Source organism: Streptomyces sp. NBC_00989, from assembly GCF_045162655.1.
In the GTDB taxonomy this organism is placed as follows: Bacteria; Actinomycetota; Actinomycetes; order Streptomycetales; family Streptomycetaceae; genus Streptomyces.
In genome coordinates, this window is record NZ_CP108728.1 from 11543006 (window position 1) to 11568259 (window position 25254).

Below are 25254 nucleotides of genomic sequence, written 5' to 3' on the forward strand. Positions count from 1 at the left end.
GGGAGGTGGTGGGGTCCGAAGGGCTGGGCCATACCTGCGGTGACCGAGACGGCGTGGCAACGGCAATCAGGAAGCGGGGACGGGATCCAGTCGGTAGGCGTCCCCGTGGGCGACCACGCGGCCGGCGGTGGGCGGTGCGAAGTGGGTGCCGAGGAGGAGGGTGTCCGTGCCGGCGAGGGAGCCGAGCAGCTCGCGGCGGGTGGCCTCGGACTGCCGCGGGTCGATATCGACGCAGGCGCCGATGACGGGGTGGGCGAGCTGGACGGGGTGGTGGACGCAGTCGCCGGAGATCAGCGCCGTCTCCTCCTGGCTGGTCAGTTCCACCGCGACGTGGCCGGGGGTGTGGCCGGGTGTCGGGACCAAGCGCAGGCCGGGGGAGATCTCGGCCCCCTTGTGCGGGACGTCGACCGTGCTCAGCAGACCCGCCTGTTCGACCGGGATCACGGAGTCGCGGAACATCTGTTCGCGTGCCTCCTCCATGTCGTACGTGGCCCAGAACTCCCGCTCGGCGCGGGAGGTGAGGTAGCGGGCGTTGGGGAAGGTGGGGACCCATTCGCCGTTCACCCGCCGTGTGTTCCAGCCGACGTGATCGGCGTGCAGGTGGGTGAGGATCACCAGGTCGACGGAGTCCGGGGGGAAACCGGCGGCGGTGAGGCGCTCCAGGAAGTCGGTCCGCAGGTTGTGCCAGGCCGGGTTGGCCCGCTCCTTGCCGTTGCCGATGCCGGTGTCGACGAGAACGCGCAACCCGTTGACGACGAACGCGAAGCTGTGGCTGTCGATGTGCAGAATCCCGTCCTGGCCGGCGAAGTGGGGATGCAGCCAGTCCTGGGCGGTCACCACCTCAGGGGTGGCGTCGGGCAGCAGCCAGGGTCCGGTCGCGGGCGGCAGGGCGACCTCGTCGATGCGGTGGACGGTGACGCCGCCCACAGTCCAGGAGGAGATGGGGGCGGTGGCGGGGGAGGTGTGCATTGTGTGTCGTTTCCCTTGATCTCTTCAGCGGAAGCGGTCGGTTGTTCTCTTCAGTGGGAGCGGTCGGCTTCGGGGCGGGCCGCTACGCGTCGTGACGCGGTGAGTGTCGCCAGGGCCGCCAGGGCGAGGAGAGCGGCGGTGATGGCGTAGGCGTGTGAGGTGGTCCCCAGCCCGTAGTGCTGGGTGGCGGCGCCCGCGGCGACGGCGGGCAGGCTCATGGAGAGGTAGCTGAGGATGTAGTAGGCGGCCAGTGTCGCGGCGCGGTCCCGCTCGTCGAGCGAGGCGAGGAGCATACGCAGCGCCCCCTGGGAAACGGCGCCGAAGGCGATGCCGGCCAGCACCGCGCCGCCGTAGACGGCGGGCAGCCCGGCGCCGTGCAGACCGCTCAGGGTCAGGGCCGCGGCGGGCAGGACGGACAGGCAGCCGCCGATCGCCGTGGCGCGGGGCGGCCTGCGCCGCAGCGCCCATACGGTGAGCGCGGCGGTGGCGCTGAGGGTGAAGAAGACCATGCCACGGGCTGCTTGCGGGGCGTCGGGGGCCACCAGGCCTACGAGGGCCGGGCCGAGGGAGGAGTAGAAGCCGCCCAGCGCCCAGACGGTGCCGATAGCGGCGCCCGCGGCCAGCAGGGTGCGGCGGACCGGGGGCGGGACGCCGGCCCGCGGGCGCAGCGACCGCAGCGCTCCCACGCGGCGGTGGGCCGTCTCCGTGGTGAAGGTGGCCGCGATCGCCTGGGCTAGGAACAACGCCGCCAGCAGTACGTAGACGGTGACGGTGGGGGCGGGGGCGAAACGGACGAGCAGGGTGGAGACGAGCACGCCGGTGGCCATGCCGGCGACCGGGGTGACGCTGTTGGCCAGGGCGGATCGGCCCGGGCGCCGGGGGTTCTCCAGGTCGAGGAGCGCCGCGCCCGCGGCGCTGGTGGCCGCGCCGGTGGCCGCTCCTTGCAGGACCCGGGCGATGGTCAGGGAGCCCGCGCCGTCCGCTGAGGCCAGGAGGACCATGGAGGCGGCCGCCATGAGCAGGGCGCCTGCCAGGACGGGGCGTCGCCCCAGGTGGTCGGAGAGCGCTCCGGTGGTGAGCAGGGCCAGCAGCAGGGCCAGGGCGTACGCGCTGAAGACCACGGTGACGGCGAGCGCGGAGAGGCCCCACTGGTCCTGGTAGAGAGGGTAGAGCGGGGTCGGAGCGCTGGACGCGGCCAGGAGGGCCGCGAGTATCGACACGTCGAGGGCGAAGGAAGCCGTGCGCCTCCTCGTACGGGTGCGGGTGGCCTGATGAGCGATGTGCACGGGTGCGTCGGACGCCGCGGGTGCGTCGGAGATCGCTGGCGCGTCGGCCAGCGCTTGTACGTCGGAGATGACGCCGGGCATAGGACTCCTTCCGTAAACGCAATGTATTTGCTTTAACTCGACCGTAGGGCCTACAGTCGAGTTAAAGCAAACCGTTAGCTTTTGCTACGGGGTGCTTCGTCGCCACGCCCCTGATCAGGAGAAGCCTGTGTCCTCCGCTGAACTCACGCCGCCCGAGGCCGCCCGCTGGGCCGCCCGTGCCGGACTTCCGCTGCCCGATGACCGCCACGCCGCGGTCGCCGCCACCGCCGACCACATCCACTCCGTCGTCTCGGTCCTGCGTGAGCTGGACTTCGGGGACACCCCGCCCGCCGGCGCCTACCGCGCCGGAAAGGAGAAGCACGATGCAGCCGTATGAGCTGACCCTCGCCGACGCCGCGCAGCAGATCCGGGCCCGCCAGCTGTCTCCCGTCGAGCTGGTGGACTCGGTCCTCGAACGCATCGACCAGGTGGACCCGCACGTCGAGGCGTACGTCGCGGTCACCGCTGAGCAGGCCCGCGGCGCGGCGCGGGAGGCCGAGCAGGAAGCGGCCCGCGGCATGTTCCGGGGGCCGCTGCACGGCGTCCCGGCCGGGCTCAAGGACCTGATCGACGTCGCCGGTTCGCCCACCAGCGCCAGTTCCCGGGTCCGGGCCGGCCACCGCGCCGCCGCCGACAGCACGGTCGCCGCCCGGCTGCGGGCCGCAGGCTCCGTCCTGGTCGGCAAGACCCACACCCACGAGTTCGCCTACGGCCTGACCACCCCGCAGACCGGCAACGCCTGGGACCGCGGCCGGGTCGCGGGAGGCTCCAGCGGCGGGTCCGCCGTCGCGGTGGCGGCCGGGGCGGCGACCTTCGCCCTCGGCACCGACACCGGCGGGTCGATCCGGGTTCCCGCCGCGCTGAACGGGGTCGTCGGCCTCAAGCCGACCTACGGGCTGGTGCCGCGCCACGGCGTCACGTCACTGTCCTGGTCGCTGGACCACGTCGGCCCGGTCACCCGCACCGTCGAGGACGCGGCCCTGGTCCTGAACGTCCTCGCCGGGCACGACCCGCGTGACCCCGCCTCGCTGGACGCCCCCGCTGTCGACCACCGGCCGGAACGGGAGCCGGACCTGGCGGGCGTGCGCGTCGGGGTACCGCGCAACTACTACTTCGACCATGTCGACGCGGAGGTGGAGACCGCCGTCCGCCGGGGCATCGCGGAGCTGGAGACGCTCGGCGTCCATCTCGTCGAGATCGACATCCCGATGACTCGGTACATCCACGCCACGCAGTGGGGGCTGATGGTTCCGGAGGCCACCGCCTACCACGAGGACACGCTGCGTACCGTCCCCGAGCTGTACCAGGCGGACGTCCGCATCCTCCTGGAGGCCGGTGAGCTGATGGGCGCGGGCGACTATCTGCGTGCCCAGCGCTCCCGGACGCTGATGCAGGAGGAATGGGCTCGCGTTCTGGAGAAGGTCGACGTGATCGCCGCCCCGGCGGTCCCGATGACCGCGGTGAAGGCCGGCCAGGAGAGCGTCACCTGGTCCGACGGCTCGACCGAGGCCGTCTCCGACGCCTACGTGCGTCTGTCCTCCCCGGCCAACATCACCGGAGTGCCCGCTCTGTCCGTCCCGGTGGGCCACGACACGGCGGGCATGCCGATCGGCATGCAGCTGCTCGGGCGGCCCTTCGGTGAGCGGCAACTGCTGCGGGTGGGCCACGCCTACGAGCGGACGCAGTCCGCCCGGTCGCTCGCGCCGGCCGCCTGAGAGCGGCGTGCGGGCCGGACGGTTCCGGACCGGCCCATATGCCGTTCGGCTCCGGTCGGGATCAGGACCGGATGCCCGCAGGGAGGAGACCGGCGAGGGAACCCTGGCGCGGCCGTCGAGCCGACACACTCCGCCTAAACGCAATAACCGTGCTTTAAGATGGAGTCATGAGTCGTAAGCCGATGGTGCGCCCCGGCGGGCGCAGTGCACGGGTCCAGGCTTCGGTGCACACCGCCGTCCGCGACATCCTGTCGGAGCGGGGCCGCGACGCGGTGACCGTCCCGCTGGTCGCCCAGCGCGCCGGAGTCACCCCCTCGACGATCTACCGCCGCTGGGGCGACCTTCAGGAGCTGCTGTCGGACGTCGCGGTGGAGCGCCTGCGGCCCGACACCGCGCCGGAGGACCACGGCGACCTGCTGTCCGACCTGACGGCCTGGGCCGAACAGTTCCTCGACGAGATGTCGTCCCCCTCCGGCCGCGCCTACATCCGTGACGCTCTGCTCGGCGACCCGGACGGCAGCAATGCCGGTCGGTGCTCGGCCTACGCGGCCGAACAGATCGACGTCGTGCTCGCCCGCGCGATCGGCCGCGAGGAGAACACTCCCGACGTCGAGACGGCGATGGATCGCGTGGTCGCCCCCATGATGTACCGCATCCTCTTCCGCCCGGCCGGACTCGATGCCGCGTACGCCCGTCGGCTCGTGACCGAACTCCTCGACGCGGGCGAAGAACACCCCCTCCCATGATCCAGATTCCTCGCGGCCCGCGCAGGAGGAACCGCCCAGATTCACCGTTGCTCATGCCCGCCGGCTATCGCAGCTCGGGCGAGGCAAGGGCCTTCGGCTTGTGGCGTGGTCCGTGGAGATCACCGAACTGGTCGGTATACGGCGCCGCGGCGGCCACGACCTTCTTGCCAAGGCGGTTGAGCTGCATGGGGTGTTTGACTCCGCAGGGGAAAGGAGCTCGCCGTCCAGGTCCTGTTCCAGCTTGTGGATCTGCAGGGTCACCGTGCCCGGATCGAGGCCCGCGTCGCGGGCGAACGTCGTCAGCGTGGGATAGCGGACTGCTTCCAGGAAGCGGCGCAGACGGCTCTGTCCGCCTTTGCTTCCTGCCGCCGGCCGCAGCAGAGGGGGCAGGCGAACCAGCCTTGCTGCCGCAGCGGCGGGTGTACGTGGCCTCCGCCGAGGATGTGCCCGCACGGAAGGCTGCGCGCCGCTTGAGCCGTAGTGGTGTGTCCGAGGTCGGTGGGCTGCAGGGGTCGGTTCTTCGTGGTCCGAAACAGCAGCGGGCCTCCGATCTCCTCGTCCAGGCGCAGCAGGTGGCTGGTGACGCTGTGCGTGGATAGCCACCTGCCGCCGCACGCCTCGGAGAGGGATCGGTATCCGGCGACCTGGAGGAACGTATGGAGCCGGCGCCATTGGTAGTTGTTGCCGAGCACCGGGCGCAGGAGCGCTGTCCTGTCGAAGTGCATCTGTCAGATGCCGAGCCGCTGACCTGGTGGGGTGCCACGTTGATTGAGAACACTGACCCTCAGTGTTCTCAATCAACGTGGCTTTCGCGGAATCGTGCTGACGGAGGGGACAGCCGACTCAGCCGTCTTGCTCTTCAGCGAAGCTGCCCAGGGTCTCCCTCAGACGGCGCCGTGCTGCATCCAGACGCTCCGCATAGTCAGCAGCGAAGATCCCGGGAAGCGCCTTGTCCAATGTCCCCGCGAGCTTGTGGATCGGGGCCCACGCGGCCGGATCGTCGACCAGACGGCTGAGATCCGTCATCTGAACTCGCTCCAGCCAGTCCGAGAGGACGAGCGCCTCATCGGAGGTGAGCTTGATCGTGATCTCAGTGTTGTCCACGAGTCGAACTTACTGATCGTTTCAGAATGATGTCGGTCTGCCTCGGCTCGGCGTGCGACTACCCACGCTCTACCTGGGCGGGCCAGAGCGCTTGATGGCCGTGTGGAATTGTTCCGTCATGAACAACGGCACTCGGAAATACGGCACTCGCAGCCTGGCTGTCTGGGAAGGTGGCCGCCCGCCCGACGACTTTGCTGCTGGTCAGACCTTCGAGGAACTCTACGGCCAGTTTGTCCGTCGCGGGGATCGATTGGAGGACAGAGGCCCGGATGAGCCACCGACCGAGCGCATTGCGGCCTACGTGGCCGCGTTGCTGGAGCGGTGGCCCAACCCGACCGGGGAGCAGGATGACCACCCGGTATGGGACGACGGACTGCACGGCAACGAGACGGGCCCGCTGATCTACTTCGGCGTACGACGGGACGCGGCCGAGGAAGTTTCGACGTTCGCCGCGCAGGTCGCGACGTCCATGGGTTTGGTCTGCTTCGACGTCTCAGGCGGAAAGCTGCTGTCGTAAACGGCACCTGCTTTCAGAATGCGGCGGAGGCAGATGATGCAGCATGCGAGTTCCAGCAGGGCCTGGTGGAACTCGGCTCGGCGTTCATAGCGGATGCGAAGCCGTTTGAACTGATGGAGCCAGGCGAAGGTGCGCTCGACGACTCAACGGGTCTTGCCCAGGCCGGAGCCGTGGGCGACGCCGCGTCGGGCGATGAGGGGCTTGATGCCGCGCTTCCAGAGCAGGCGGCGGTACTTGTCGAAGTCGTAGCGGCGATCGGCAAACAGCCGTTTCGGTCTGTTGCGGGGTCGCCCCCGCAGTTCCTGTACAGGTGGAACGGCTTCCAGCAGCGGTATGAGCTGGGTGACGTCGTGCCTGTTGCCGCCGGTCACCGAGACGGCGAGGGGTGTGCCGTGCCGGTCGACGATCACATGATGCTTGGACCCGGGGCGGCCGCGGTCGACGGGCGAGGGCCCGACGTGATCCCCCCTTTCAGGGACCGGATGTGCGAGCCATCGATCGCGCAGTCGTCGTTCAGGCGGCGAGGGGCAAAGGGGCTGGGAAGGCTCGGTCGGGGTCGTACGTGGTTCGGTTCTGCAGGCAGTGGTAGAGGCAGCCCAGGAGTTTGTTGAACAGGTTCCGCAGTGCGGCGGTGTGGCGTTCTCCGCCGGCTCGTCGTCTGTCGTAATGGGTGCGCGGAGCGACTGTGCGGAGGGTGGCAAAGGCCCACATGTGACCAACGCTGGCGAGTCGTTGGTTCTTGACGGTCCGAGCCACGACGACGTGGCTGCGGCCTGATGCCCGTGTCACGGGTGCCGCTCCGGCGTATGCCTTGACCGCCCTCGCGTCCGCGAACGGGGAGCGGTCGTCGCCGATCTCGGCCGGCAGTCGGGTCCCGGAGAGCACGGACAGGCCCGGGAAGCTGGTGATGATGTCGGCGTCCGGGTGCGCGGGGAACGTTTTCTCTGTCGCTGCTGCGAGGTCGGTGCCGCTGCTGCACGCGGCGCTGACCTGCTGGATGAGTGCCGATGCCTGTCGTCCTATGGCCTCTTCGACCAGGGGCAGTTGGTGGAGGTGCTCCGCCCGGAAGATCTCCCGGAGCCGCTCGACCTCCGTTTCAATGCCGCGCCGCAGGCTTCCACCTCGCTCGGCAGCCCTTGCGCTCACGCGCTCAGGCTCACCGATGAGGTATTAGAACTACCGCTACTCCACCAACTACCAGGTCGTCATCGACGCAGTGGTACGACGTCCCGGACACGCCGGGGGGCGTGTCCGGGACGTTCCGCCGCGGTGGCCGCTTTCTTACACCGCGGCGATGCCCTCCATGCCGGAGGCGGCGAAGGCGGGCAGGCCTGTGATCGTCGTGATCTTGGTGAGGGCGCCGGTGCGTTCGACACGGAAGCCGTCGACGGTGCCGGAGGTCGCGTTCTGGACGTAGACGAACTTGTCGGCGGCGACGGCGAGGTCGATGACGCCCTGCGACATCGCGGAGGGTGCTGCGGCGATGCCCGCCTTGTTGGTCAGCTTGAGTCGGCCGTGCGCGTCCTGGCGGTAGCCGCTGACGGTGGAGTTGCCGGTGTTGCCGCCGTAGAAGAAGTCACCGGCCCGCTCCAGCCAGCACAGGACGTTCTGCCCGTTCGGCAGGGAAGCCTGTACGGTCTTCAACTCGCCGTCGTGGCGCACCTTGTAGGTGCTGACGGTGGAATTGGCGGCCTCGGCGACCAGCATGCGCCCGGACTTGTCGAAGGCGATGGCGAACGGCACCATGCCCGCCGACTTGTTCACGACCGGCTTGTCCGCCGGGAGGCCGTCCTTCCCCATGGGGAAGACCTCGATGGTGTTCGCCGACTTGGTGGTGACGACCAGGTTCCGGCCGTCCGGCGTGAACGCGACCTGCCCCGGCGAGCTGCTGAACAGCGGTACCTTCTCGTTCTTCAGGCCCAAGCTACGGTACGAACCGCTCAGCGGCTTCAGCCCCTTGGAGGTGATTCGGAAACCCTGCACGCTTCCCGCGCCGCCCGCGTTCATGGCGTAGGCGAGATCTCCCGAGACCGTGACGGCGGACGGGAAGTCGCCTCCCGTGGAGACGGTTTGGCGGTCCGTCAGTTTCTGGCCGTGCACGGCGAAGGACGTCAGGGTGCCGCTGCCCGCGTTGACCGCCAGGAGCCGGCCGGAACGGTGGTCGTAGACGAGCGACCCCTGCGAGGCGAGCGAGTCGGTCGGCGCGTCTGTCTGGTCCCCGCCCTTGCCGCCGGTCGCGTACTTCCCCGCGGCAGTCAACTTACCGTCGTCGCCCCGGCGGAAGACGCGGATGGTGTTCCCGGCCAGCTCGTTGCCCTGGACGAAGACGGCGTGGTCCGCCTTCGAGACGGCGCGCGGGGTGGGCGAAACCTGCGTGGCGGAGGCTCCGTTGACCATGACCACGGCCGCCGCGACGGCCACCGCGCCACCACCGGAGACGGCGATCCATTTCCGCGGCTTCAACCTGCGCGTGTTGTGCCTACTCACTTGGGCCTCCTCTGATCCGGGGTCTTGCGTGACCAGAGTTGACGAAGTGAAGGAGGGTGTGAAGGCTTACGTGGCTCACGTCAGAGTCTCGTAAGCCTCAACACGGCTCAACGGACGCAGAGTTGACGGGCTTCCCACGGCCCTTTGGTTGCGCGACGCTCGAGGTCAGCTGGTTACGCTGAAGCTGTCGACGCTCACCCAGTTGCTGTTGAGTGTCGTGACGGTCAGCGTGTGGGCGCCGTTTGTCAGCCCCGGCGAGTGAAGACAGGGACGCGGACGGAACGGCTGTCGGCGGAGAGGTTGACCGTCTGTGGCGTGCCCCCGTCGATCGACACTGAACCGCCGACTTGTATAGGGGTAGCGGGACGCGGTCGGGTTGGCCGCTCGTAGCGTGCCGTAGGACGCTGGGCCGGGTGGCTAGTGAACCGTCTGCCGCTCTTCGGGGCTGGTTCTCCCGGGGTATGTCGCCGGTCCGACGTCCGTCCGCGGTCTGGCTCAACAGAGGCGTGTCCCGGCCAGGTTGGTTCCGGAAGCCGGCGTGTCGACCGTGGCTGCCCCTGTCGTCCGACCACGAGGAATCCAGTCCCGTGATAGTGCTCGGTGTCGATCCGCACAAGTCCACCCATACCGCCACCGCCGTCGAGCCGACCTCGAACCAGCAGGTCGGGTCGATGCGGATCGAGGCCAGTCTGGCGGACTACCGGCGGCTGCTGTCCTGGGCCAAGCGGTGGCCGCAGCGGAAGTGGGCTGTGGAGAATGCCAACGGCCTGGGGCGGCATCTCGCCCAGTGGCTCCTCGCCCGCGGCGAGAGCGCGGTCGATGTTCCTGCCGCAGCGACCAGCCGGGTGCGCGAACTTTCCCGCGGTGGCCGGCGTAAGAATGACCGTATCGAGGCAGCGGCCGCAGCCGCCGTCGCTTATCTGCAGGGAGACGAGCGGGACTTCGCGGCGGAGGATCACACCACGGCGCTGGCTCTCCTGGACGAACGGCGTGTGAACCTGGCCCAGGCCCGGGTGCGCACGGTCAACCAACTCCACGCGCTGCTGCGCGATCTCCAGGGCAGGACGCCATGGCGCGAGATGAGCAGACGCCTTCAGCAGGTCGTCGGTCGTCACATGGAGCGCGGTCGCGAGGGTGTTCAACTCTGAAGCGCACGAGTTCGTAAGATCCGGGATGCCTCTGAGCGGAAACCCGAGCGTTTCACGGCGGGCAGCTGACTGTGGGGCGGAGGTTCCGGGCAGGCGCCGCTCACAGAGCGCGCATCGACTTGAGACCCGCCGAAGAGGTCTCCCTGGCTCCTTGACGAGATGGCCAACGCACTCGGACACGACGAACCGACATCAATGCGGACACGATGATTTGGGGCGCGTGGGCTGGGCTCCCTGGTCGGCCGTCCGTAAGCCGTGAAGCGTGGTATCGGCTGCGGAGTGTCAGAGGTGGTCGCCGAGCAGGACGCGGCGTACGTGGTGGAGGTGGTTACGCATGGCGTCGCGGGCGGCATGTGGGTCTCGTTCGCGGACGGCGGCGACGATCTGCTCGTGTTCGGTGCAGTAGCAGCGGTGGCGTTCGGGGTTGAAGCTGCGGCGCTTGAGTCCGCCCCATATGGGCTGGCGGCGGGCGCTGATGAGCAGGGAGCTGACGCTGGTCAGGACCGCGTTGTGGGTGGCCACGGCGAAGCTGTGGTGCAGGGCGGTGTCCCAGCGTTCGAACTCTTCCGAGCCGGATGCCTGCTCGCCGCCGCGCAGGCAGCGTTCCATTTCTGTGAGGTCCGCCCCGGTGGCGGACGCGACGGCGAGCGGCATCAACTCCGGTTCCAGGACCAGGCGTGAGGCCATGATCTCCGCGGGGCTGGGCTGGTGGGCGGGGTCGTCGGCGAGGGCGGTCTCGTCCGGAGCGATGAACGTGCCGCGGCCGACGTGACGCAGCACGATGCCGCGGGATTCGAGGTCCTGCAGGGCGGCGCGGACCGCGGCGCGGCCGACTCCGGTGGCTGCCGCCAGGTCCCGTTCGGTGGGCAGGCGGTCGCCGGGGTTGAGGCCGCCGGTGGCGAGGATCTTTTCCACGTGCTTGAGCACGGTGGCTGCGGGGCCGACAGCGTCCATCTTTCATCCCTCCCGTGAACCAATGCGGACCAATGTTAGCGCCATGGGCGATCAATGTGCGAGAAATCGAGCATTGACCTCCTGGAAACGCGAACCTAGTCTCACCGATAAGAACCCATTCCCCATATTGGTTCCTATTGGTCTAGTAGGTGCGGTGCGCTTCGCAAGGATTCACATCAAGGGCGGCGTGCGGGTGTACGCGGTCGACGAACACGGAACGGGCCGCGAGGTGTGCTTCACCGACACGGGCGTACCCGTCAGTGACCTACGGCAGATCATCGATGCGGGCCCGGAAGCAGCAGCGCGCCTGGAGATCGGCGGCACGGCCGTCGACGGCCGGTTGCTGGCCCCTCACATCCCCGCGCGCAACATCTTCTGCGTGGGACGCAACTACTCCGAGCACGCGCAGGAGTTCGCCAGGAGCGGTTTCGACGCGACCGGCTCCCCGGACGGCCAGCACATGCCGGAGCACCCGGTCGTCTTCACCAAGCCCGCAGCGTCCGTGATCGCCTCGGGTGATGTGGTCGACCCGCACACCGACATCACCTCCGCGCTCGACCACGAGGGCGAGATCGGCGTCATCATCGGGCGGCGCGCCTCGAAGGTGAGCCGGGACGAGGCGATGGACCACGTGTGGGGCTACACCCTCATCAACGATGTCACCGCCCGCGACCTGCAGCGTGACCACAAGCAGTGGTTCATCGGGAAGTCCCTGGACACCTTCTGCCCGATGGGGCCGTGGGCCGTGACCGCCGACGAGATCGACATCCATGATCTACGGCTGCAGACCCGCGTCAACGGCGAGCTGCGCCAGGACACCAACACCTCCCAGCTGATCTTCGACGTGGCGACCATCATCGAGACCCTCTCGGCCGGCGTCACGCTGGAACCCGGGGGCGTCATCGCCACCGGAACCCCCGTCGGCGTGGGCATCGGCTTCGACCCGCCCAAGTACCTGACCACCGGCGACCAGGTCGTCGTCTCCGCCCCGGGGCTGGGCGAGCTGACCAACATCATCGGCCCCGCGGCCGGCCGTGACCGCCTGCGGCCCGCCGCCGGTGCCGAGCTGTTCGTGGAGAAGTCCGGGCAGGGCTCGCCGGTGGTCCTCATCCATGGCCTGGGGGCGCCACCACCGTCTACGATCCGCAGGCCGCCGCCCTGGCCGAGCATCACACGGTGCTGCGCTACGACCTGTCCGGCCACGGCCGCTCATCCAGGAACGGCACGCCCAGCATCACCGGCTGGGTCGAGGAGCTGACCGCCCTGCTGGATGCCGAAGGCATCGGGGAGACCGCCGTCGTTGCCCACTCCATGGGCACCCTGGTCGCCTCCGCCTCCGCCTCCGCCTCCGCCTTCGCCGCCGCCCATGCCGACCGGGTCACCAAGCTCGCGCTGCTCGGGCCGGTCCGCGCCCAGGCCCCACAGGCCAAGGACGCCACCCGGGCCCGCGCTCGTACCGTACGCGAGGGCGGCATGTCCGCAGTGGCCGACACCATCGTCGAGCGCATCCCATAGGTGAGTCCGCTGGTGGTGCCCAATCTCGCCCATGGCCTTCCGTGCGCCAGTCCGCCAGGGGATTACCTGGTCCGGTGACGGGGTGCCGACGTCGCCGACGACCGTGCAGCTGATGTCGTCGGGGTGAGGGTGGACGCGTAAGACGCTTGTCATGGAGTCGTTGAGGGGCGGTCCCATTTCCACCGGGCCGCCGTGGCTGTCAGTGTGGGAGGTGGCGGGAGAGGGCAGATCAGAACGTCGGGGTGATGCCGAGGGGTGCGAGGCGACGATCCACCTCGTCGGCGGTGGCGTGCCCGCGGGCCAGGGAGACGGTGCGCGAACCGTCGACGGCGAGCAGGGCGGGGAAGGCGGTGACGCCTAGCTCGGCAGTGCGGCGGAAGTCCGCCTCGGCCGCCTTTTGCGCCTCAGGTGCTTGGAATGCGGCGAGGACGGCGTCGGCGTCCAGTCCGGCCGTCTCGGCGAGCTGACGGTAGGTGGCGGGGGCGGACAGGCTGTGTCCGTCGACGTAGAAGGCGTGCTGCAACGCCAGGGTCAGCTCCGCCGCGCGGTCGGGGGCGGTCTGCCGCAGGGCCGCGACGCCGCGGGCGGCGGCCTCGGAGTCCATGACGAACGAGCCTTCAGCGGCGAGCCGTTGATAGCTCTCTCCGAACCGGGCGCCGGTCAGCCGGCTTACCTCGGCGTTGGCTTCCTTGATGTAGCTGAAGTTGCTGATCGCGACTCGGCGTCTGCCGGTGAAGAGGCCGCCGGAAACCACGTCGACCGGCAGGGTGGGATGGCGGGAGACGACTTCGCGCAGCGTTCGGGAGAATCCGTGCGACCAGCCGCAGTAGGCATCGAAAACGTAGACCAGCTTCATCGAGGACCTCGACAGGGGTGACGCCCACCCGATGCAGGCGATTCATCTGACAGAACAGCATCTGACTAGTCAGGTATTTCCTGATGCCCGTGATCCGCGACACAGGCGTGGGGCTGGCGTCCTAGGAGTGCCCCTGCGCAGATCAGCGCAGGCGGGGCAGTACGTCCCGGGCGGTGTGGCTGAGAATGCGAAGGTCCTCCGCGAACCGCTCGCGGTCCTCGGCCGGGAGCGGCTCAACGAAGTACCGCTTGATGTTCTCCACGTGCACCCGAGAAGCGCGCACCGTCGTCTCCTCGCCCAACAGGGTGAGCTGCACCAGCTTCCCGCGCCGGTCGTCCGGGGAGTCCGTGCGCGCGACGAGTCCAGCCGCCACCATGCGGTCCACCAGCCTGGTGGCGCCTCCTGTGGTCAGGACCTGTTCCTGGGCTATGACCCGCATGGAAAGGCCCAGCGTGCCCGCCCGCCCGAGAATCAGCAGGACCTCGAACATGAGATGGCTGATCCCGCACTCTTCCTCGAGTGCCCGGCCGAGGATGTACTCCAGCCGATTGGCCGCCCCCTGCAGTCGTCCGAACGCCAGGATCAGCTCGTGATCCGCGGCCTCCTTCGGCGTTTTGATCTCCGCCTGCTCGCTCACGGCCTCGCTGCCCCTTTCGCCATCCCGGGCATCACCGTACCGATCATGCCCGGGGACGGCAGTGTGACAGTGAGGTCGGCCCCGACGAGCGCTACGGCGCGAGGTTCAGCAGTCCTCTGCGAGCGGCTTCGGAGACGGCCGCGGCTCGGTTGTCAACGCCGAGTTTCCGGTAGATCCGGACCAGATGTGTCTTGATCGTCGCTTCGCTCAGGAACAGGGACTCGGCGATGGAGCGGTTGCTGTGCCCCTCGGACATCAGCTGGACGACCCCTGCCTCCCGTTGCGTCAAGTCGGTTCGCAGGCCGACCACTTGGCCGACCAGATCGCTGACGATCTCCGGAGCCAGGCCCATGCCTCCGGCGGCGGCGCTGCGCACGGCCCGGAACAACTCCTGGGGCGGACCCGCCTTGAGTACGTAGCCCCGTGCACCCGCCTCCAACGCGCGTACGACATCGACGCGGCCGGAGTAACTGGTCAGCATCACCACGGGCAGCCCCGGTGCCTCGGCGGCCAGCCGCCGGACCGTTTCGATTCCGTCGATGCTCCGACCGGCGCTCGCGAATCGCAGATCCATCAGCACGACGTCGAGCTTTAGACCGAGAGCCAGCTGGACGGCTTCCTCGCCGCTGCTGGCCTCCTCGATGACTTCGAGGTCCGGCTCGCCCTCCAGCAGGGCCCGCAGACCGGCCCGGACCACCACGTGGTCGTCAGCGATCAGCAGGCGCAGCGGCGTACTGGTCATGGGGCCATCACCGGGGACACCGCCATGCTGGGGCCGGATTGCGTGCGGGCGGGCAGGGTTGCCCGAACCGTGGTCCCCCCACCCGGGACGCTGTCGACGTCGAGGTCGCCGTCGTGCTCGCGCAGCCTCGCCCGGGCCGCGGGGAGGCCCAACCCCCGATGTGGAAGGGAGGTATGGCCCGTTCGGGACGGGACGAAGCCGACGCCGTCGTCGGGGAGTTCCAGTTCGACGTGGTCCGGGTGATGGTGAAGTGTTACCGGCAGGTTCATGTCTTGTGCGTGCTCCCGTACGTTCGCCAGCATGCTCTGTGCCACCCGGAACACAGTGGTGGCGGACTGTGCGTCCAGCTCCGGGCGATGGTTCTCCACCATGCGGAATTGCACCCGCGCGGCCGTTCCCTCCTGCTGCGCGCGATCGCACAGCAGCCGCAGGGCCCTTTCGAGGCCGGCCTCGGCGACGGTGGTGGGCGTGAGGTCGCAGATGATGCGCCGGGTCTCGGCGAGGGCGGCGTCAAGTCCGTCGACAGCCGCACGCACTCGGGCGCGTGCGGTGTCGGGCCGTACCGCCCGATCGCGTTCGGCCGCGTGCATCAGCATGAGGTGGCCGGCGAGTTCCTGCGCGAGCGTGTCGTGGAGATCTCTGGCGAGGCGCTCACGTTCCTTCAGTACACCCGCCCTGCGCTGTTCTTCCGCGAGGATGTGACGTGTGCCCTGCAGTTTGGCCAGCAGACGTTGGCGCTGCGCCGCATCGCGTTGCAACCCTCGGTACAGCGCCACCGTGCCCCACACGGCGGCGACCGGAATCAGGACCATTTCCGGGTCGAAACCGTCTGTGGTTCGGGTCAGTTGACCGATCAGGACGATGGTGACCACGGGCAGCGCGACCGTGGCCCGGCGCTGCCCCGGAGCACGCAGCGCCAGACAGGCCATCGGTACGGCGCACCAGGCGTACGCGCCGGTCGACGGTGGCGGGGCGAGTGCCACCAGAACCGCCCAGAGCACCAGCAGGACAGTGACCCAGCAGCCGCGAGGGAGGGTGCCGAGTCTGTTCCACAGAGCCAGACCCGACGCGTATCCCACGGCGAGCAGCCCGCTGGTGATCACGATGCCCCGGCACGTCGAGTCGTCCAGACGCGAGAGCCGGACCAGCGCGGCACCTACGACGAGGAAAAGCACGCAGTGCGGGATCTGTCCCACGGCGAACCGGCCGGTGCGGGACCACGACGGAGTCTGGACGCCCGGGTCGCGGTTGGTCACGACAAGCCCCCTCGGTGGATGATCTACTCGGACAGGGCGTCCGAGTTTTCCGCCACCTGTAGGGGTCCTGTGAAGAGCGGGGGCGTCGGTCTGCCGGTAGCCGCTCCGGAGTACCGACCCACGCCCCCGCTCGCTCTGGGGGCCTGTCAGCGGGACGAGCCCTACGCCCCCGGGTGGAGCCCGAGCCAGCCGGGTGTCGGGTCGCCCTTGACCTCGCCGAAGTACAGGGCGAAGGTCTGCTTCCAGCGTTCGATGGAGGCCCGGTCCGCCATGAAGCGGGGGAAGCCGTCCAGGTTCCCGTTCGGGTACTCCCAGATCTTCTTCAGACCAGTCGGGGGAGTGATGTCCGTACGGACGGACCACCCGTTGAAGGAGCCGTTCTGCATCTCCGTCGACAACTGCCAGTTGAGGAAGAGCTTGGCGGCCGTGGAGTTCTTGGCCTGCTTGAGGATCGCCACGCGCTGACCCCAGGACATGAACGGGTGACCGGAACCGATGGCGAACGTGACGGGAGAGGAGCTGACCGCGGACCCGGCGGTGCCGACCCCGATCGTCTTCTGCCCCGCGAAGACGGCGTCGCCCGGGGAGTTGCTGCCGCGCGCGAACCGCACGTCCTGTGCGGCGAACTTGGCCACCCAGTCCCAGCCGTACTTGCGGGCGTACAGCGTGTAGAGGTAGAGGACCGCGTCGTCGTCGTGCGGGTACGACGAGGCGATCTTGCCCTTCCACTTGGGGTCGACCAGGTCGCGCGGGGTGAGCTGTACGCCGGAACCGACCGCCGCCGTGGTGTACATGAAGCTGAACGCGAGCGCTCCCGTGGCCACCCACGCGCCCTGCGGATCCTTGAACGCGTCGTAGACCTTCGAGAACCCGGCGGGCTTGTAGTGCAGCAGCCGGCCCTGCTCCTTCCAGCGCGTGAAGTCCTGAAGGGTCTGGAGCTGCACGACGTCGGGTACGAGGGTGTCGGTCGCGAACTGGTTGTCGACACGTACGTCGTGGTACTTGCTGTAGTCGACGATCAGCGTCAGGTCGATGTCCGGGAAGCGGGCTTTGAAGGCCGCCTTGGTGCCGTCCTGCTGGGTCGGTGTGTCACCGCCGGCGTAGACGACGAGCTTCCCGCCCTCCGCGAGGGCGGCCTGGTACAGCTCGTCGAGCGTCCTGGTCTCCTCGGCGCCGGTGGCACCTCGGGAGGCGGAGGGGGAGGCGGCTGCCGGGGTCACGCTCGCGCCGAGCACGCCGGCGCTGAGGGCGGCACCGGCTCCGGTGGCAAGGACACGTCGTCTGCTGAGGAAACTGGACACGTCTGAGGGGACCTTCCTTGAGGGGGGTGGCGTAACAACGCCCCGGCGCCTGGGGTAAGGCCATTCTCGGCGGACTCCAGGTGCCTTCGCGTCGCCCGATCGCAGCGATCAAACCGGCGAAAGGTGGAATTCGCGTTCAACCGAACGGTTGAACGTCAGGATCGAGCTTGGTCGGTGTCCGCCTGCTTTCCGGCAGCCGAGCGGTGGTCCGGCGGGGCACCAGCGTGGGGGACAGGCTGACCTGGACCGAGCGTCTGTTCCGGTGGGCGATCCGCTCCAGGAGAAGACGGGCGGCGTTCCTGCCGATCTCGTTGCCCGCCTGATCGACGCTGGTCAGCGACACCGGGCCGAACGCGGCGAACGTGGTGTTGTCGTAGCCGGACACAGAGATGTCGTCGGGCACGGACAGCCCGGCTTCGGTCAGCGCCTCCAGCACGCCCATCGCGACGACGTCCGCGCCGGCGAACACGGCGGTGGGACGCTGGGGACGATTCAGCAGTTCCCTGGTGCCACGGTAGCCCCCTTCCTGGGTGTAACTGGTGGAGACGACGTCGATCCACTGCTCAAGGCCATGGGTTCGCATGGCCTGCCGGTAGCCGTCGGCGCGTCGGGCGTTGGGCATCTCCGCGAGGCGCGTCGGGTCGGTTTCGAGGTGCTCGATGTGGGCGATGCGCCGATGTCCGAGCGCGGCGAGGTGGCCGACGACCAGGGCGGCGCCTTCGACGTCGTCGTCCACCACGGTGTCGTACACCGGAGAGGATCCGTGTCTGCCGACGACCACGGTGGGAACCATGGAGGCCACGTGTTCCAGATGCGTGCGCGGAGACACCGGCGCCACGAGTACCAGGCCGTCCATGCCGCGGTCGATCATCGCCTCGGTGACCCGGGCTTCTGCTTTTTCACCGTTGCAGCCAGGTCCCAGGAGGACCTGGTACTCCGTGTCCTCCAACGACTGGGTGATGCCGTCGAGGACCTCGGGGAAGAAGGGATTGCGAATGTCGGGCAGCATCACGCCGATGGTGTACGTCTGCCCGCGGAGTCCTCTGGCGCCGGCGTGGGGCCGGTAGCCCAGCTCGTCGATCGCCCGGCGCACCTTCGTGTGCATCTCCGGGCTGGCGCCGTAGGCGTTGCGCAGCACTTTGGACACGGCGGTCGTCGAGACCCCGGCATGCTGCGCGACATCGACGATGGTGACCCGACGAGGCCGTGCCGACGGCTCCATCTTGCTCCCTCCTTCTGTGGGAAACGTTGCCGACGAGTGTACGTATAGACGCCTTGTTTGGGCACGCGCTGTCGTATTTACGCTCCTCCCGCCGCCGTAACAATTGCGCAGTGTGCATGGCATCTTGACGTCACGCGGGCTGCTCTCTAGGGTCTGGCACACCTCGTGGGGAACGTTGCCCATAAGTCGCTTCGGGCCACCCGGACCCAGCGAGCAGATCAGGTCGCCCCAGCATGCGGAAGTCGGCGGACGCTCCTACGCCGTGTCGGCCGGTGCTCTTGTTCGACAGTCTCTTTGAATCGTTTCAAGAAGGAGGTCCGTCGGTGACTCTTGCCCCGCACGAGCAACTCCCGGACCATGACCGACCTCCGGATCCCGGGCCGGTGGCCGCGCGGATCCGGCTGGCACGCACGACCCCGCCCTGGTGGTTCGCGCTGCCCGCGCTGCTGCTGTTCGCCTTCGTTGTCCTGGTGCCGAGTGCGCGCGGTGTGTACTACGCGTTCACCGACTGGGACGGCCTGGACCCCCACTTCTCCTTCGTCGGCCTCGGCAACTTCTCCGACATGTTCCGCGACACCGATGCGATGCAGGCGGTGTGGCACACCCTGCTGATCGCCGTGTCGATCACGGTGATCCAGAACGCGGTGGGTCTCGGACTGGCCCTCGGGGTCAACACGGCCATCAAGTCCCGCAACCTGCTGCGGGTGTTCCTGTTCGCCCCGGCCGTGATCACGCCGATCGTGACCGCCTATCTCTGGCGCAACCTGCTCGGTCCCGAGGGCGCGGTCAACAGCCTGCTGGGCGCGGTGGGACTCGGCTCCTGGCAGCAGGACTGGTTGGGCAGTCCGCGCCTTGCGCTGTGGGCGGTGGCCGGGGTGATCGTGTGGCAGTTCGCGGGCTACTCGATGGTCATCTTCCTGGCCGGGCTGCAGTCGGTGCCCAAGGAGGTCCATGAGGCGGCGGCCATCGACGGCGCGGGTCCGATACGGCGCTTCTGGTCGGTGACCCGGCCGCTGTTGGCGCCCGCCTTCACCATCAACCTGATGCTGTCGATCATCGGCGGGATCAAACTCTTCGACCAGGTGTACGCGCTGACGGGCGGCGGGCCGGGACACGCGACCGACACCCTCTCCACGCTGATCTACAAAGACGCCTTCACGCTCGGCGAGTTCGGCTACAGCATCGCGCTCGCAGTCGTTCTCACGATCATCGTCGCAGTCTTCTCCACAGGTCAGTACCTCGTCCTGTCCCGCAACGAGAGGGCCACGTCATGAACCGCTACCGAGGCCGTACCCTCGCCCTGGAACTGACGATGATCACCATCGCCCTGTTCATCGGCTTCCCCGTGTACGTCCTGGTCAACCTGGCCGTGCGCCCTGCGTCGGACACGTCGTCACCGATCAGCCCGACCACCTCGCCGACCCTGCACAACTTCACCCAGGCCTGGCAACAGGGCGCGCTGGGCGGGGCGTTGGGCAACAGCGTGCTCGTGACGGTGTGCAGCGTCATCGTGGTGCTGGCGGTCTCGTCACTGGCCGCGTACCCGCTGGCACGCGTCACGGCCCGCTGGTCACGGGGAACGTACCTGGGCTTCCTGCTCGGCCTCGTCCTGCCCTTCCAACTCGCCTCACTGCCGCTCTACCAGACCATGCGCGACCTCGGCCTGCTCGGCACGCCCTGGGCGCTGATCCTCTTCTACTCCGGCCTACAGGTGCCGTTCACCGTGTTCCTCTACGTCGGCTTCCTGCGCGCCCTGCCCCGCGACTTCGAGGACGCCGCCCTGATCGACGGCTGCACACCACTGCAGGGCTTCCGGTACGTGGTCCTGCCCATGCTCAAACCCGTCACCGTCACGGCCCTCGTGCTCAACGCGGTCGCCGTGTGGAACGACTTCTTCACCCCGCTGCTGTATCTCAGCGGCAGCGCCCGGCAGACCATGCCGGTCGCGATCGCCGGGTTCGTCGGTCAGTACGTCACCGACTGGAACCTCATCTTCGCCGCACTGGTGATCAGCATCCTGCCCGTCCTGCTCGTCTACTTCCTGCTGCAACGCAGCATCATCAACGGCTTCGCGGGAGGGCTGCGCGGATGAGACGCCATGCCCACCCGTCCCTCATGCCCGGTGGCTCTTCCCCGAGGGGGACTACATGAAGACACGTGAACTCCCAGTCCTGATCGCCGCGTTGACGGCCGTAGCCGTACTCGCGGCCTGCAGCGGCGGCACCAAGGCGGGCGCCGGCGGCGGTGGGTCCAAGACACTGACGCTCGCCTCCGTCGACCAGGGTTCGGTCGAAGACGTCGTGAAGGCCTTCGAGAAGGCCAACCCCAGCGTCAAGGTCCGCTACACCACCAGCGGCGCCGACCAGTACCAGCAGCAGATCCGCACCCAACTCGCCTCGGGCACGGCACCTGACGTGATGTCGGTCTGGCCCGGCAACGGCAACCCCGGCGCCACCTACGTCCTGGCCAAGCCGGGCTACTTGCGCGACCTCTCGGACCAGCCCTGGGCCGCAAAGATGCCCGACGCCATCAAGACCGTCGCGCAGTACGAGGGAAAGACGTACAACGCGATCTTCGGGCAGAACGGCATCGGCGCGGTCTACAACCAGGAGGCCATGGCGAAGGCCGGGCTCACCCCGCCGGACACCTGGACCAAGCTGCTTGCCTTCTGCCGGGCCGCCAAGGCCAAGGGCACCCCCGCCTTCGCGCTGGGCAACCAGGACAACTGGGTGACCCAGCTCGTCCTGTACGCACTGGTCGCCACCACCGTCTACGGCCACGACCGCGACTTCGACAAGAAGATGCAGGCCGGGCAGATCACCTTCGCCAAGTCGCCGTGGGCGACCGCCCTGGAGAAGTACCTGACCATGGAGAGGACCGGCTGCTTCCAGAAGAACCCGCTGGGCACCAACTACGAAGCCAGCCAGGCACTCGCCGCCACCGGCAAGACCCTCGGCATCGTGCAGGGCAACTGGGTGGTCGCCCTGCTCAAGCAGAAGAACCCGAAGGGCACCTTCACACTCAAGGCGCTGCCCGCCACCGACACTCCGTCCCAGACGCTCATCCCGGCCGCCGCAGGCGCCGGCTACGCCGTCAACGCCAAGGCGAAGAACCCTCGACTCGCCCTGAAATTCGTGAACTTCGTGATGTCACCGAAGGGCATGAACCTGTTCGTCAAGAAACAAGGCGGTCTGCCCTCCCTGCCCGACACGGGCTTCGCGGTGGACCCGTCGCTGACCGAACTCTCGACGTTCGTCACGTCGAACCGCACCGTGCCGTTCATGGACCAGCTCTGGCCCAACGCCAAGGTCCAACAGACCATGCTCAGCGGCCTCCAGGAGATCTTCAGCGGACAGTCCACGCCCAAGAAACTCCTCGACGAGATGGACGCCGACTACAAGGCCGGCTCCTGACCGCTGCCGGGAACACGTCCGAACACCGAAGGGACGAAGGTGTGAGAAATGAGCAAGGCGACGCAGACGGCACGGCCCGTGATGCCGAGAACGGCGACTGGTCCGGCGGGCTCGGCAGCGGAGTTCCCCGGCGCACCGTGCTCGCGGCGACAGCCGGAGCGGCCGTAGTGGCGGGCACCGTGAGCGGCGGATCCACGGCGCAGGCGACACCCGCGCGTAGTAGTACGGGAGACGCTCCGGTGGCCGGGCTGACCGTGGAACATCGCACGGATCCCCTCGGCGTGGACGCCGCCCGGCCGCGCTTCGGCTGGTTCATGCGGTCAACAGCCCGTGGCCGGAGCCAGGGGGCGTACCAGATCCTCGTGGCGAGTTCCGCGAGCAAGCTGACCTCCACCCGCGCCGACGTGTGGAACAGCGGCCGCATCCGTTCCTCCGACTCGGTGGCCGTCCGCTACACGGGCAGGGTGCTGAACGCCTCGACGCGCTACCACTGGACCGTCACCGTCTGGGACACCGAAGGTCGTCCGGTCGGTACCGCCGCTCCCTCGTTCTTCGAGACAGGACTCATGAGCACCGACGGCGTGACCGGGTGGGACGGCGCGCAGTGGATCGGAATGCAGGGGAAGACCCCCAACTCGGCCGGGGCACCGATGCTGCGGAAGGAAGCAGCTCTCACAAGCCGTGCCAAGGTCCGCGACGCACGGTTGTACGCCTCCGCCCTCGGCGTCTACGAGGCCCACGTTAACGGACACCACGTGACCGTCCCGCAGGACGGCGGCTCCACGCTCGAACTGCTGGCCCCGGGCTGGACGAACTACGACGCGCGCCTCAACTACCTGACCTACGACGTCACCGACCTGGTGACGCGGGAGCCGGCCGTCACCCTCGCCGCCGTCCTGGGCAACGGCTGGTACAACGCCCGCATCTCGGACGGCAGTACGTACTACTCCAGGGACGGCAACGCGCTGGCGCTGAAGGCCAAACTGCTGATCCGTTACACCGACGGCACGTCGCAGACGGTCGTCACGGGACCGGACAGCGGCTGGAAGGCCACGGACACCGGCCCCTACCGCGCCGACGACATCTACGACGGCCAGACCTACGACGCCCGGCTGGAACTGTCGGGCTGGGCGGCGCACGGCTTCGACGACTCCGCCTGGGCGGGCGTGGAGCGAGTTGCCTTCGAGGACAAGTACCCCGAGGCCCAACTGCTCGCGTATCCGGGCGAGACCGCGCGCTTCATGCACCGTTGGGACCAGCGTCCGAGGTCGATCACCGTCGCCACCGGCGTGACGGGGCAGGAGGGCAGCCCCAACGGCAGGGGACGCATCGTCGTGGATCCCGCCCGGACCGTGACCGATCCGGCGAAGGCCTCCTCCGCCGCGGTCACCATCGGCAGCGGTGAGACCGCGATCTTCGACCTCGGGCAGAACATGGTCGGCGTGGCCCGCTACGGCCTGCGCGGACCGGCCGGAGCGAAGGCCGAATACAGATTCGGCGAGATGCTGAACGACAGCAGCGCCGGCGCGGACGGCCCGGTGGGCTCCGTGTACCGGGCCAACCTCCGCAGCGCCAAAGCCACCAGCACCTACATCCTCAAAGGCGACCGGCACGGCGAGACCCACCAGGACTCCCTGACCTTCTACGGCTTCCGCTACGTGTCCGTCACCGCGACCGACACCGTCACGATCACCGGCCTGACCGGCAAGGTCGCCACCTCCGCGATCCGCGAGATCGGCACCGTCACCACCAACGACCCCGACATCAACCAGCTGGCGAGCAACATCCGTTGGGGCCAGCGCGGCAACTACCTCTGGGTGCCCACCGACTGCCCGCAACGCGACGAACGCCTCGGCTGGACCGGCGACACCCAGGTCTTCTCCACGACCGGTCTCTACAACGCCGATGCCAGTGTCTTCCTCAGCCACTTCCAGGACACCATCGTCGACTCCGCTGTCATCTACGGCGAGAACAAGGCCCAGTTCACCGGGGTCGCCCCCGGCGGGCGGTACAACTTCCCCGGAGGCGGCAGCGGTTGGGCCGACTGCGGGGTCGTACTCCCCTGGACGGTGTGGCAGATGACAGGTGACGTGACCGTCGTCGAGCGCAGCTGGCCCGCGATGACCCGCTACCTGGACTGGATCCGGGAGCAGACCGGCGACACCTACGCCGGACAGGGCTCCCTCACCGGCGACTGGCTGGCCCCGCAGAAGACCAGCGCCCAGATGATGAGCGACGTCTACTACGGCTATGTCGCCCGGCTGATGGCGCAGTTGGCCCGCGCGATCGGCCGACCGGCGGAGGGCGTGACGTATGAGCAACTCTTCGCGCGCATCAAACAGGCGTTCATCGCCAAGTACCTGAACACCGAGGGCGGGACGGTCACGGTCAAGTCCAGCCTGGGCGACGCCTCCCCGATCGAACCAGGCGCCGACCCCAACCAGAAGACCGAGGACAACAGCCAGACAGCGCTGCTGTGGGTCCTCAAACTCGGCTTCTACGAGACGCAAGCACAACGCCGCACACTCATAGGTCTGTTGGCGGACAACATCGGCAACGACGCGGCCTACAAGGCGGCCCATCCGAACAGCAGCCGGGTCCGCTATGCGGAGAACACACTGTCCGTCGGCTTCCTCGGCGTCAACGTCCTCGCGCCCGTCCTCACCGACGAGGGCCACGCCGACCTGGCGTACAAGCTGCTGCATCAGGACGCGCTGCCGTCCTGGCTCTTCTCCGTGCGGAACGGTGCCACCACCGTGTGGGAGCGCTGGAACTCGTACTCCAAGGACGTCGGTTTCGGCCCGGTCAGCATGAACTCCTTCAACCACTATGCGTACGGCGCGATCATGGAGTGGATGTACGCCTACATGGCCGGCATCGCCCGTGACCCGGACAGCCCCGGCTTCAAGCACTTCCTGCTCCAACCCCACATCGATCCCACCGGCAGGATCACGCAGGTGTCAGGCGTCTACGAGTCGCCGTACGGAGAGATCAGGAGCGAGTGGAAGGTTCAGGACGGAGGCCGAAGCCTTGTCCACGACGTGGTGGTGCCCGCGAACAGTGAGGCGACACTGCGCCTCCCGGCGGTGTCGGTCGACGCCGTCCACGACGGACGCGCCCCGTTGGCACGGGCGGACGGTGTGCGCTTCATCGGCTACACCGATGGGGTATACGCCTGCCGGTTGCTGTCCGGCCGGTACCGCCTGACCTCCCAACTCCGCTGATGGCCATGTGCTGAAGGGACTGGCGGCGCGTCTGCGATGCCATTCAAGTACCGCAGACGTGCTCGCCCGCAGTTCTCTCCA

At 68.4% G+C, this 25254-nt stretch carries 23 protein-coding genes and 2 pseudogenes; 11 read left to right on the top strand and 14 right to left on the bottom strand.

What is annotated here, in order from left to right; all coding sequences use genetic code 11:
• Positions 1 to 66: 66 nt before the first annotated feature.
• Together OG714_RS52205 and OG714_RS52210 are read right to left on the bottom strand one after the other, a co-directional pair.
• Positions 67 to 969 (bottom strand): MBL fold metallo-hydrolase, encoded by a 903-nt coding sequence (locus OG714_RS52205; RefSeq protein ID WP_406131503.1) that lies wholly within the window; start codon positions 967 to 969, stop codon positions 67 to 69.
• A gap of 50 nt (positions 970 to 1019) precedes the next feature.
• Positions 1020 to 2336, bottom strand: a complete 1317-nt coding sequence (locus OG714_RS52210; protein WP_406131504.1) for an MFS transporter — start codon at positions 2334 to 2336, stop codon at positions 1020 to 1022.
• Between the two features lie 127 nt (positions 2337 to 2463).
• Between OG714_RS52210 and OG714_RS52215 the strand changes: the two genes are divergently transcribed.
• The 3 genes from OG714_RS52215 to OG714_RS52225 all read left to right on the top strand — a co-directional run bounded on the left by OG714_RS52215 (position 2464) and on the right by OG714_RS52225 (position 4797).
• On the top strand, positions 2464 to 2673 hold the full coding sequence (locus OG714_RS52215) for a hypothetical protein (protein ID WP_326732802.1): 210 nt from the start codon (positions 2464 to 2466) through the stop codon (positions 2671 to 2673).
• Positions 2660 to 4051 carry an amidase gene (locus OG714_RS52220; RefSeq protein WP_406131505.1) on the top strand — a complete coding sequence of 464 codons (1392 nt, stop codon included), beginning with the start codon at positions 2660 to 2662 and terminating at the stop codon, positions 4049 to 4051. Before OG714_RS52215 ends, OG714_RS52220 begins: the two co-directional genes overlap by 14 nt.
• Positions 4052 to 4218: 167 nt before the next feature.
• Positions 4219 to 4797 carry a TetR/AcrR family transcriptional regulator gene (locus tag OG714_RS52225; RefSeq protein WP_108999110.1) on the top strand — a complete coding sequence of 193 codons (579 nt, stop codon included), beginning with the start codon at positions 4219 to 4221 and terminating at the stop codon, positions 4795 to 4797.
• A gap of 299 nt (positions 4798 to 5096) precedes the next feature.
• On the opposite strand, the gene OG714_RS52230 is transcribed toward OG714_RS52225, so the two are convergent.
• Together OG714_RS52230 and OG714_RS52235 are read right to left on the bottom strand one after the other, a co-directional pair.
• Complete coding sequence (locus OG714_RS52230; protein WP_406131506.1) at positions 5097 to 5522, bottom strand: LysR family transcriptional regulator; 426 nt, start codon at positions 5520 to 5522, stop codon at positions 5097 to 5099.
• Between the two features lie 118 nt (positions 5523 to 5640).
• Positions 5641 to 5901: a hypothetical protein gene (locus OG714_RS52235; protein ID WP_406131507.1), complete on the bottom strand. Its 261-nt coding sequence runs from the start codon at positions 5899 to 5901 to the stop codon at positions 5641 to 5643.
• Positions 5902 to 6019: 118 nt separating this feature from the next.
• Between OG714_RS52235 and OG714_RS52240 the strand changes: the two genes are divergently transcribed.
• Positions 6020 to 6418, top strand: a complete 399-nt coding sequence (locus OG714_RS52240) for a hypothetical protein (protein ID WP_406131508.1) — start codon at positions 6020 to 6022, stop codon at positions 6416 to 6418.
• Positions 6419 to 6435: 17 nt separating this feature from the next.
• Here the strand turns inward: OG714_RS52240 and OG714_RS52245 are convergent.
• The 3 genes and pseudogenes from OG714_RS52245 to OG714_RS52255 all read right to left on the bottom strand — a co-directional run.
• Positions 6436 to 6929 (bottom strand): annotated as a pseudogene (locus OG714_RS52245) (IS5 family transposase); the annotation flags it as partial.
• A 2-nt stretch (positions 6930 to 6931) separates the two neighbouring features.
• Positions 6932 to 7564 (bottom strand): transposase, encoded by a 633-nt coding sequence (locus OG714_RS52250; RefSeq protein ID WP_406131509.1) that lies wholly within the window; start codon positions 7562 to 7564, stop codon positions 6932 to 6934.
• Between the two features lie 135 nt (positions 7565 to 7699).
• On the bottom strand, positions 7700 to 8905 hold the full coding sequence (locus OG714_RS52255; protein ID WP_406131510.1) for a lactonase family protein: 1206 nt from the start codon (positions 8903 to 8905) through the stop codon (positions 7700 to 7702).
• 587 nt (positions 8906 to 9492) lie between these two features.
• Here OG714_RS52255 and OG714_RS52260 point away from each other — a divergent pair.
• Positions 9493 to 10053, top strand: a complete 561-nt coding sequence (locus OG714_RS52260; RefSeq protein WP_406131511.1) for a transposase — start codon at positions 9493 to 9495, stop codon at positions 10051 to 10053.
• A gap of 282 nt (positions 10054 to 10335) precedes the next feature.
• Here the strand turns inward: OG714_RS52260 and OG714_RS52265 are convergent, their stop codons facing one another.
• Positions 10336 to 11007: a FadR/GntR family transcriptional regulator gene (locus OG714_RS52265; protein ID WP_406131512.1), complete on the bottom strand. Its 672-nt coding sequence runs from the start codon at positions 11005 to 11007 to the stop codon at positions 10336 to 10338.
• Between the two features lie 43 nt (positions 11008 to 11050).
• Here OG714_RS52265 and OG714_RS52270 point away from each other — a divergent pair, with 43 nt between their 5' ends.
• Both OG714_RS52270 and OG714_RS52275 read left to right on the top strand, forming a co-directional pair.
• Complete coding sequence (locus OG714_RS52270) at positions 11051 to 12265, top strand: fumarylacetoacetate hydrolase family protein (RefSeq protein ID WP_406131513.1); 1215 nt, start codon at positions 11051 to 11053, stop codon at positions 12263 to 12265.
• Positions 12160 to 12522: pseudogene (locus OG714_RS52275) on the top strand (alpha/beta fold hydrolase); the annotation flags it as partial. The gene OG714_RS52270 and the pseudogene OG714_RS52275, both read left to right, overlap by 106 nt.
• 229 nt (positions 12523 to 12751) lie before the next feature.
• On the opposite strand, the gene OG714_RS52280 reads toward OG714_RS52275, so the two are convergent.
• The 6 genes from OG714_RS52280 to OG714_RS52305 all read right to left on the bottom strand — a co-directional run bounded on the left by OG714_RS52280 (position 12752) and on the right by OG714_RS52305 (position 18536).
• A complete protein-coding gene (locus tag OG714_RS52280) occupies positions 12752 to 13378 on the bottom strand; it encodes a DsbA family protein (protein WP_406131514.1) in 627 nt (208 codons plus the stop codon).
• Positions 13379 to 13520: 142 nt separating this feature from the next.
• The gene (locus OG714_RS52285; protein ID WP_406131515.1) at positions 13521 to 14015 is read right to left on the bottom strand and encodes a MarR family winged helix-turn-helix transcriptional regulator; all 495 of its coding nucleotides are present in this window, start codon (positions 14013 to 14015) and stop codon (positions 13521 to 13523) included.
• Positions 14016 to 14106: 91 nt separating this feature from the next.
• Complete coding sequence (locus OG714_RS52290) at positions 14107 to 14757, bottom strand: response regulator (RefSeq protein WP_406131516.1); 651 nt, start codon at positions 14755 to 14757, stop codon at positions 14107 to 14109.
• On the bottom strand, positions 14754 to 16013 hold the full coding sequence (locus OG714_RS52295) for a sensor histidine kinase (RefSeq protein ID WP_406131517.1): 1260 nt from the start codon (positions 16011 to 16013) through the stop codon (positions 14754 to 14756). The genes OG714_RS52290 and OG714_RS52295 overlap by 4 nt, the downstream gene beginning before the upstream one ends.
• Before the next feature lie 161 nt (positions 16014 to 16174).
• Entirely contained in the window at positions 16175 to 17314 is a 1140-nt protein-coding gene (locus OG714_RS52300; RefSeq protein ID WP_406131518.1) for an ABC transporter substrate-binding protein, read from the bottom strand.
• Positions 17315 to 17450: 136 nt separating this feature from the next.
• A complete protein-coding gene (locus tag OG714_RS52305; RefSeq protein ID WP_406131519.1) occupies positions 17451 to 18536 on the bottom strand; it encodes a LacI family DNA-binding transcriptional regulator in 1086 nt (361 codons plus the stop codon).
• A gap of 323 nt (positions 18537 to 18859) precedes the next feature.
• On the opposite strand from OG714_RS52305, the gene OG714_RS52310 reads away from it, so the two are divergent.
• The 4 genes from OG714_RS52310 (at position 18860) to OG714_RS52325 (ending at position 25173) form a co-directional block, all read left to right on the top strand.
• Positions 18860 to 19810, top strand: a complete 951-nt coding sequence (locus OG714_RS52310; RefSeq protein ID WP_406131520.1) for a carbohydrate ABC transporter permease — start codon at positions 18860 to 18862, stop codon at positions 19808 to 19810.
• The gene (locus OG714_RS52315) at positions 19807 to 20628 is read left to right on the top strand and encodes a carbohydrate ABC transporter permease (RefSeq protein ID WP_406131521.1); all 822 of its coding nucleotides are present in this window, start codon (positions 19807 to 19809) and stop codon (positions 20626 to 20628) included. Before OG714_RS52310 ends, OG714_RS52315 begins: the two co-directional genes overlap by 4 nt.
• Before the next feature lie 55 nt (positions 20629 to 20683).
• The gene (locus OG714_RS52320; protein ID WP_406131522.1) at positions 20684 to 21949 is read left to right on the top strand and encodes an ABC transporter substrate-binding protein; all 1266 of its coding nucleotides are present in this window, start codon (positions 20684 to 20686) and stop codon (positions 21947 to 21949) included.
• A gap of 167 nt (positions 21950 to 22116) precedes the next feature.
• Entirely contained in the window at positions 22117 to 25173 is a 3057-nt protein-coding gene (locus OG714_RS52325) for a family 78 glycoside hydrolase catalytic domain (protein WP_406132234.1), read from the top strand.
• The last annotated feature ends 81 nt before the right edge of the window (positions 25174 to 25254 follow it).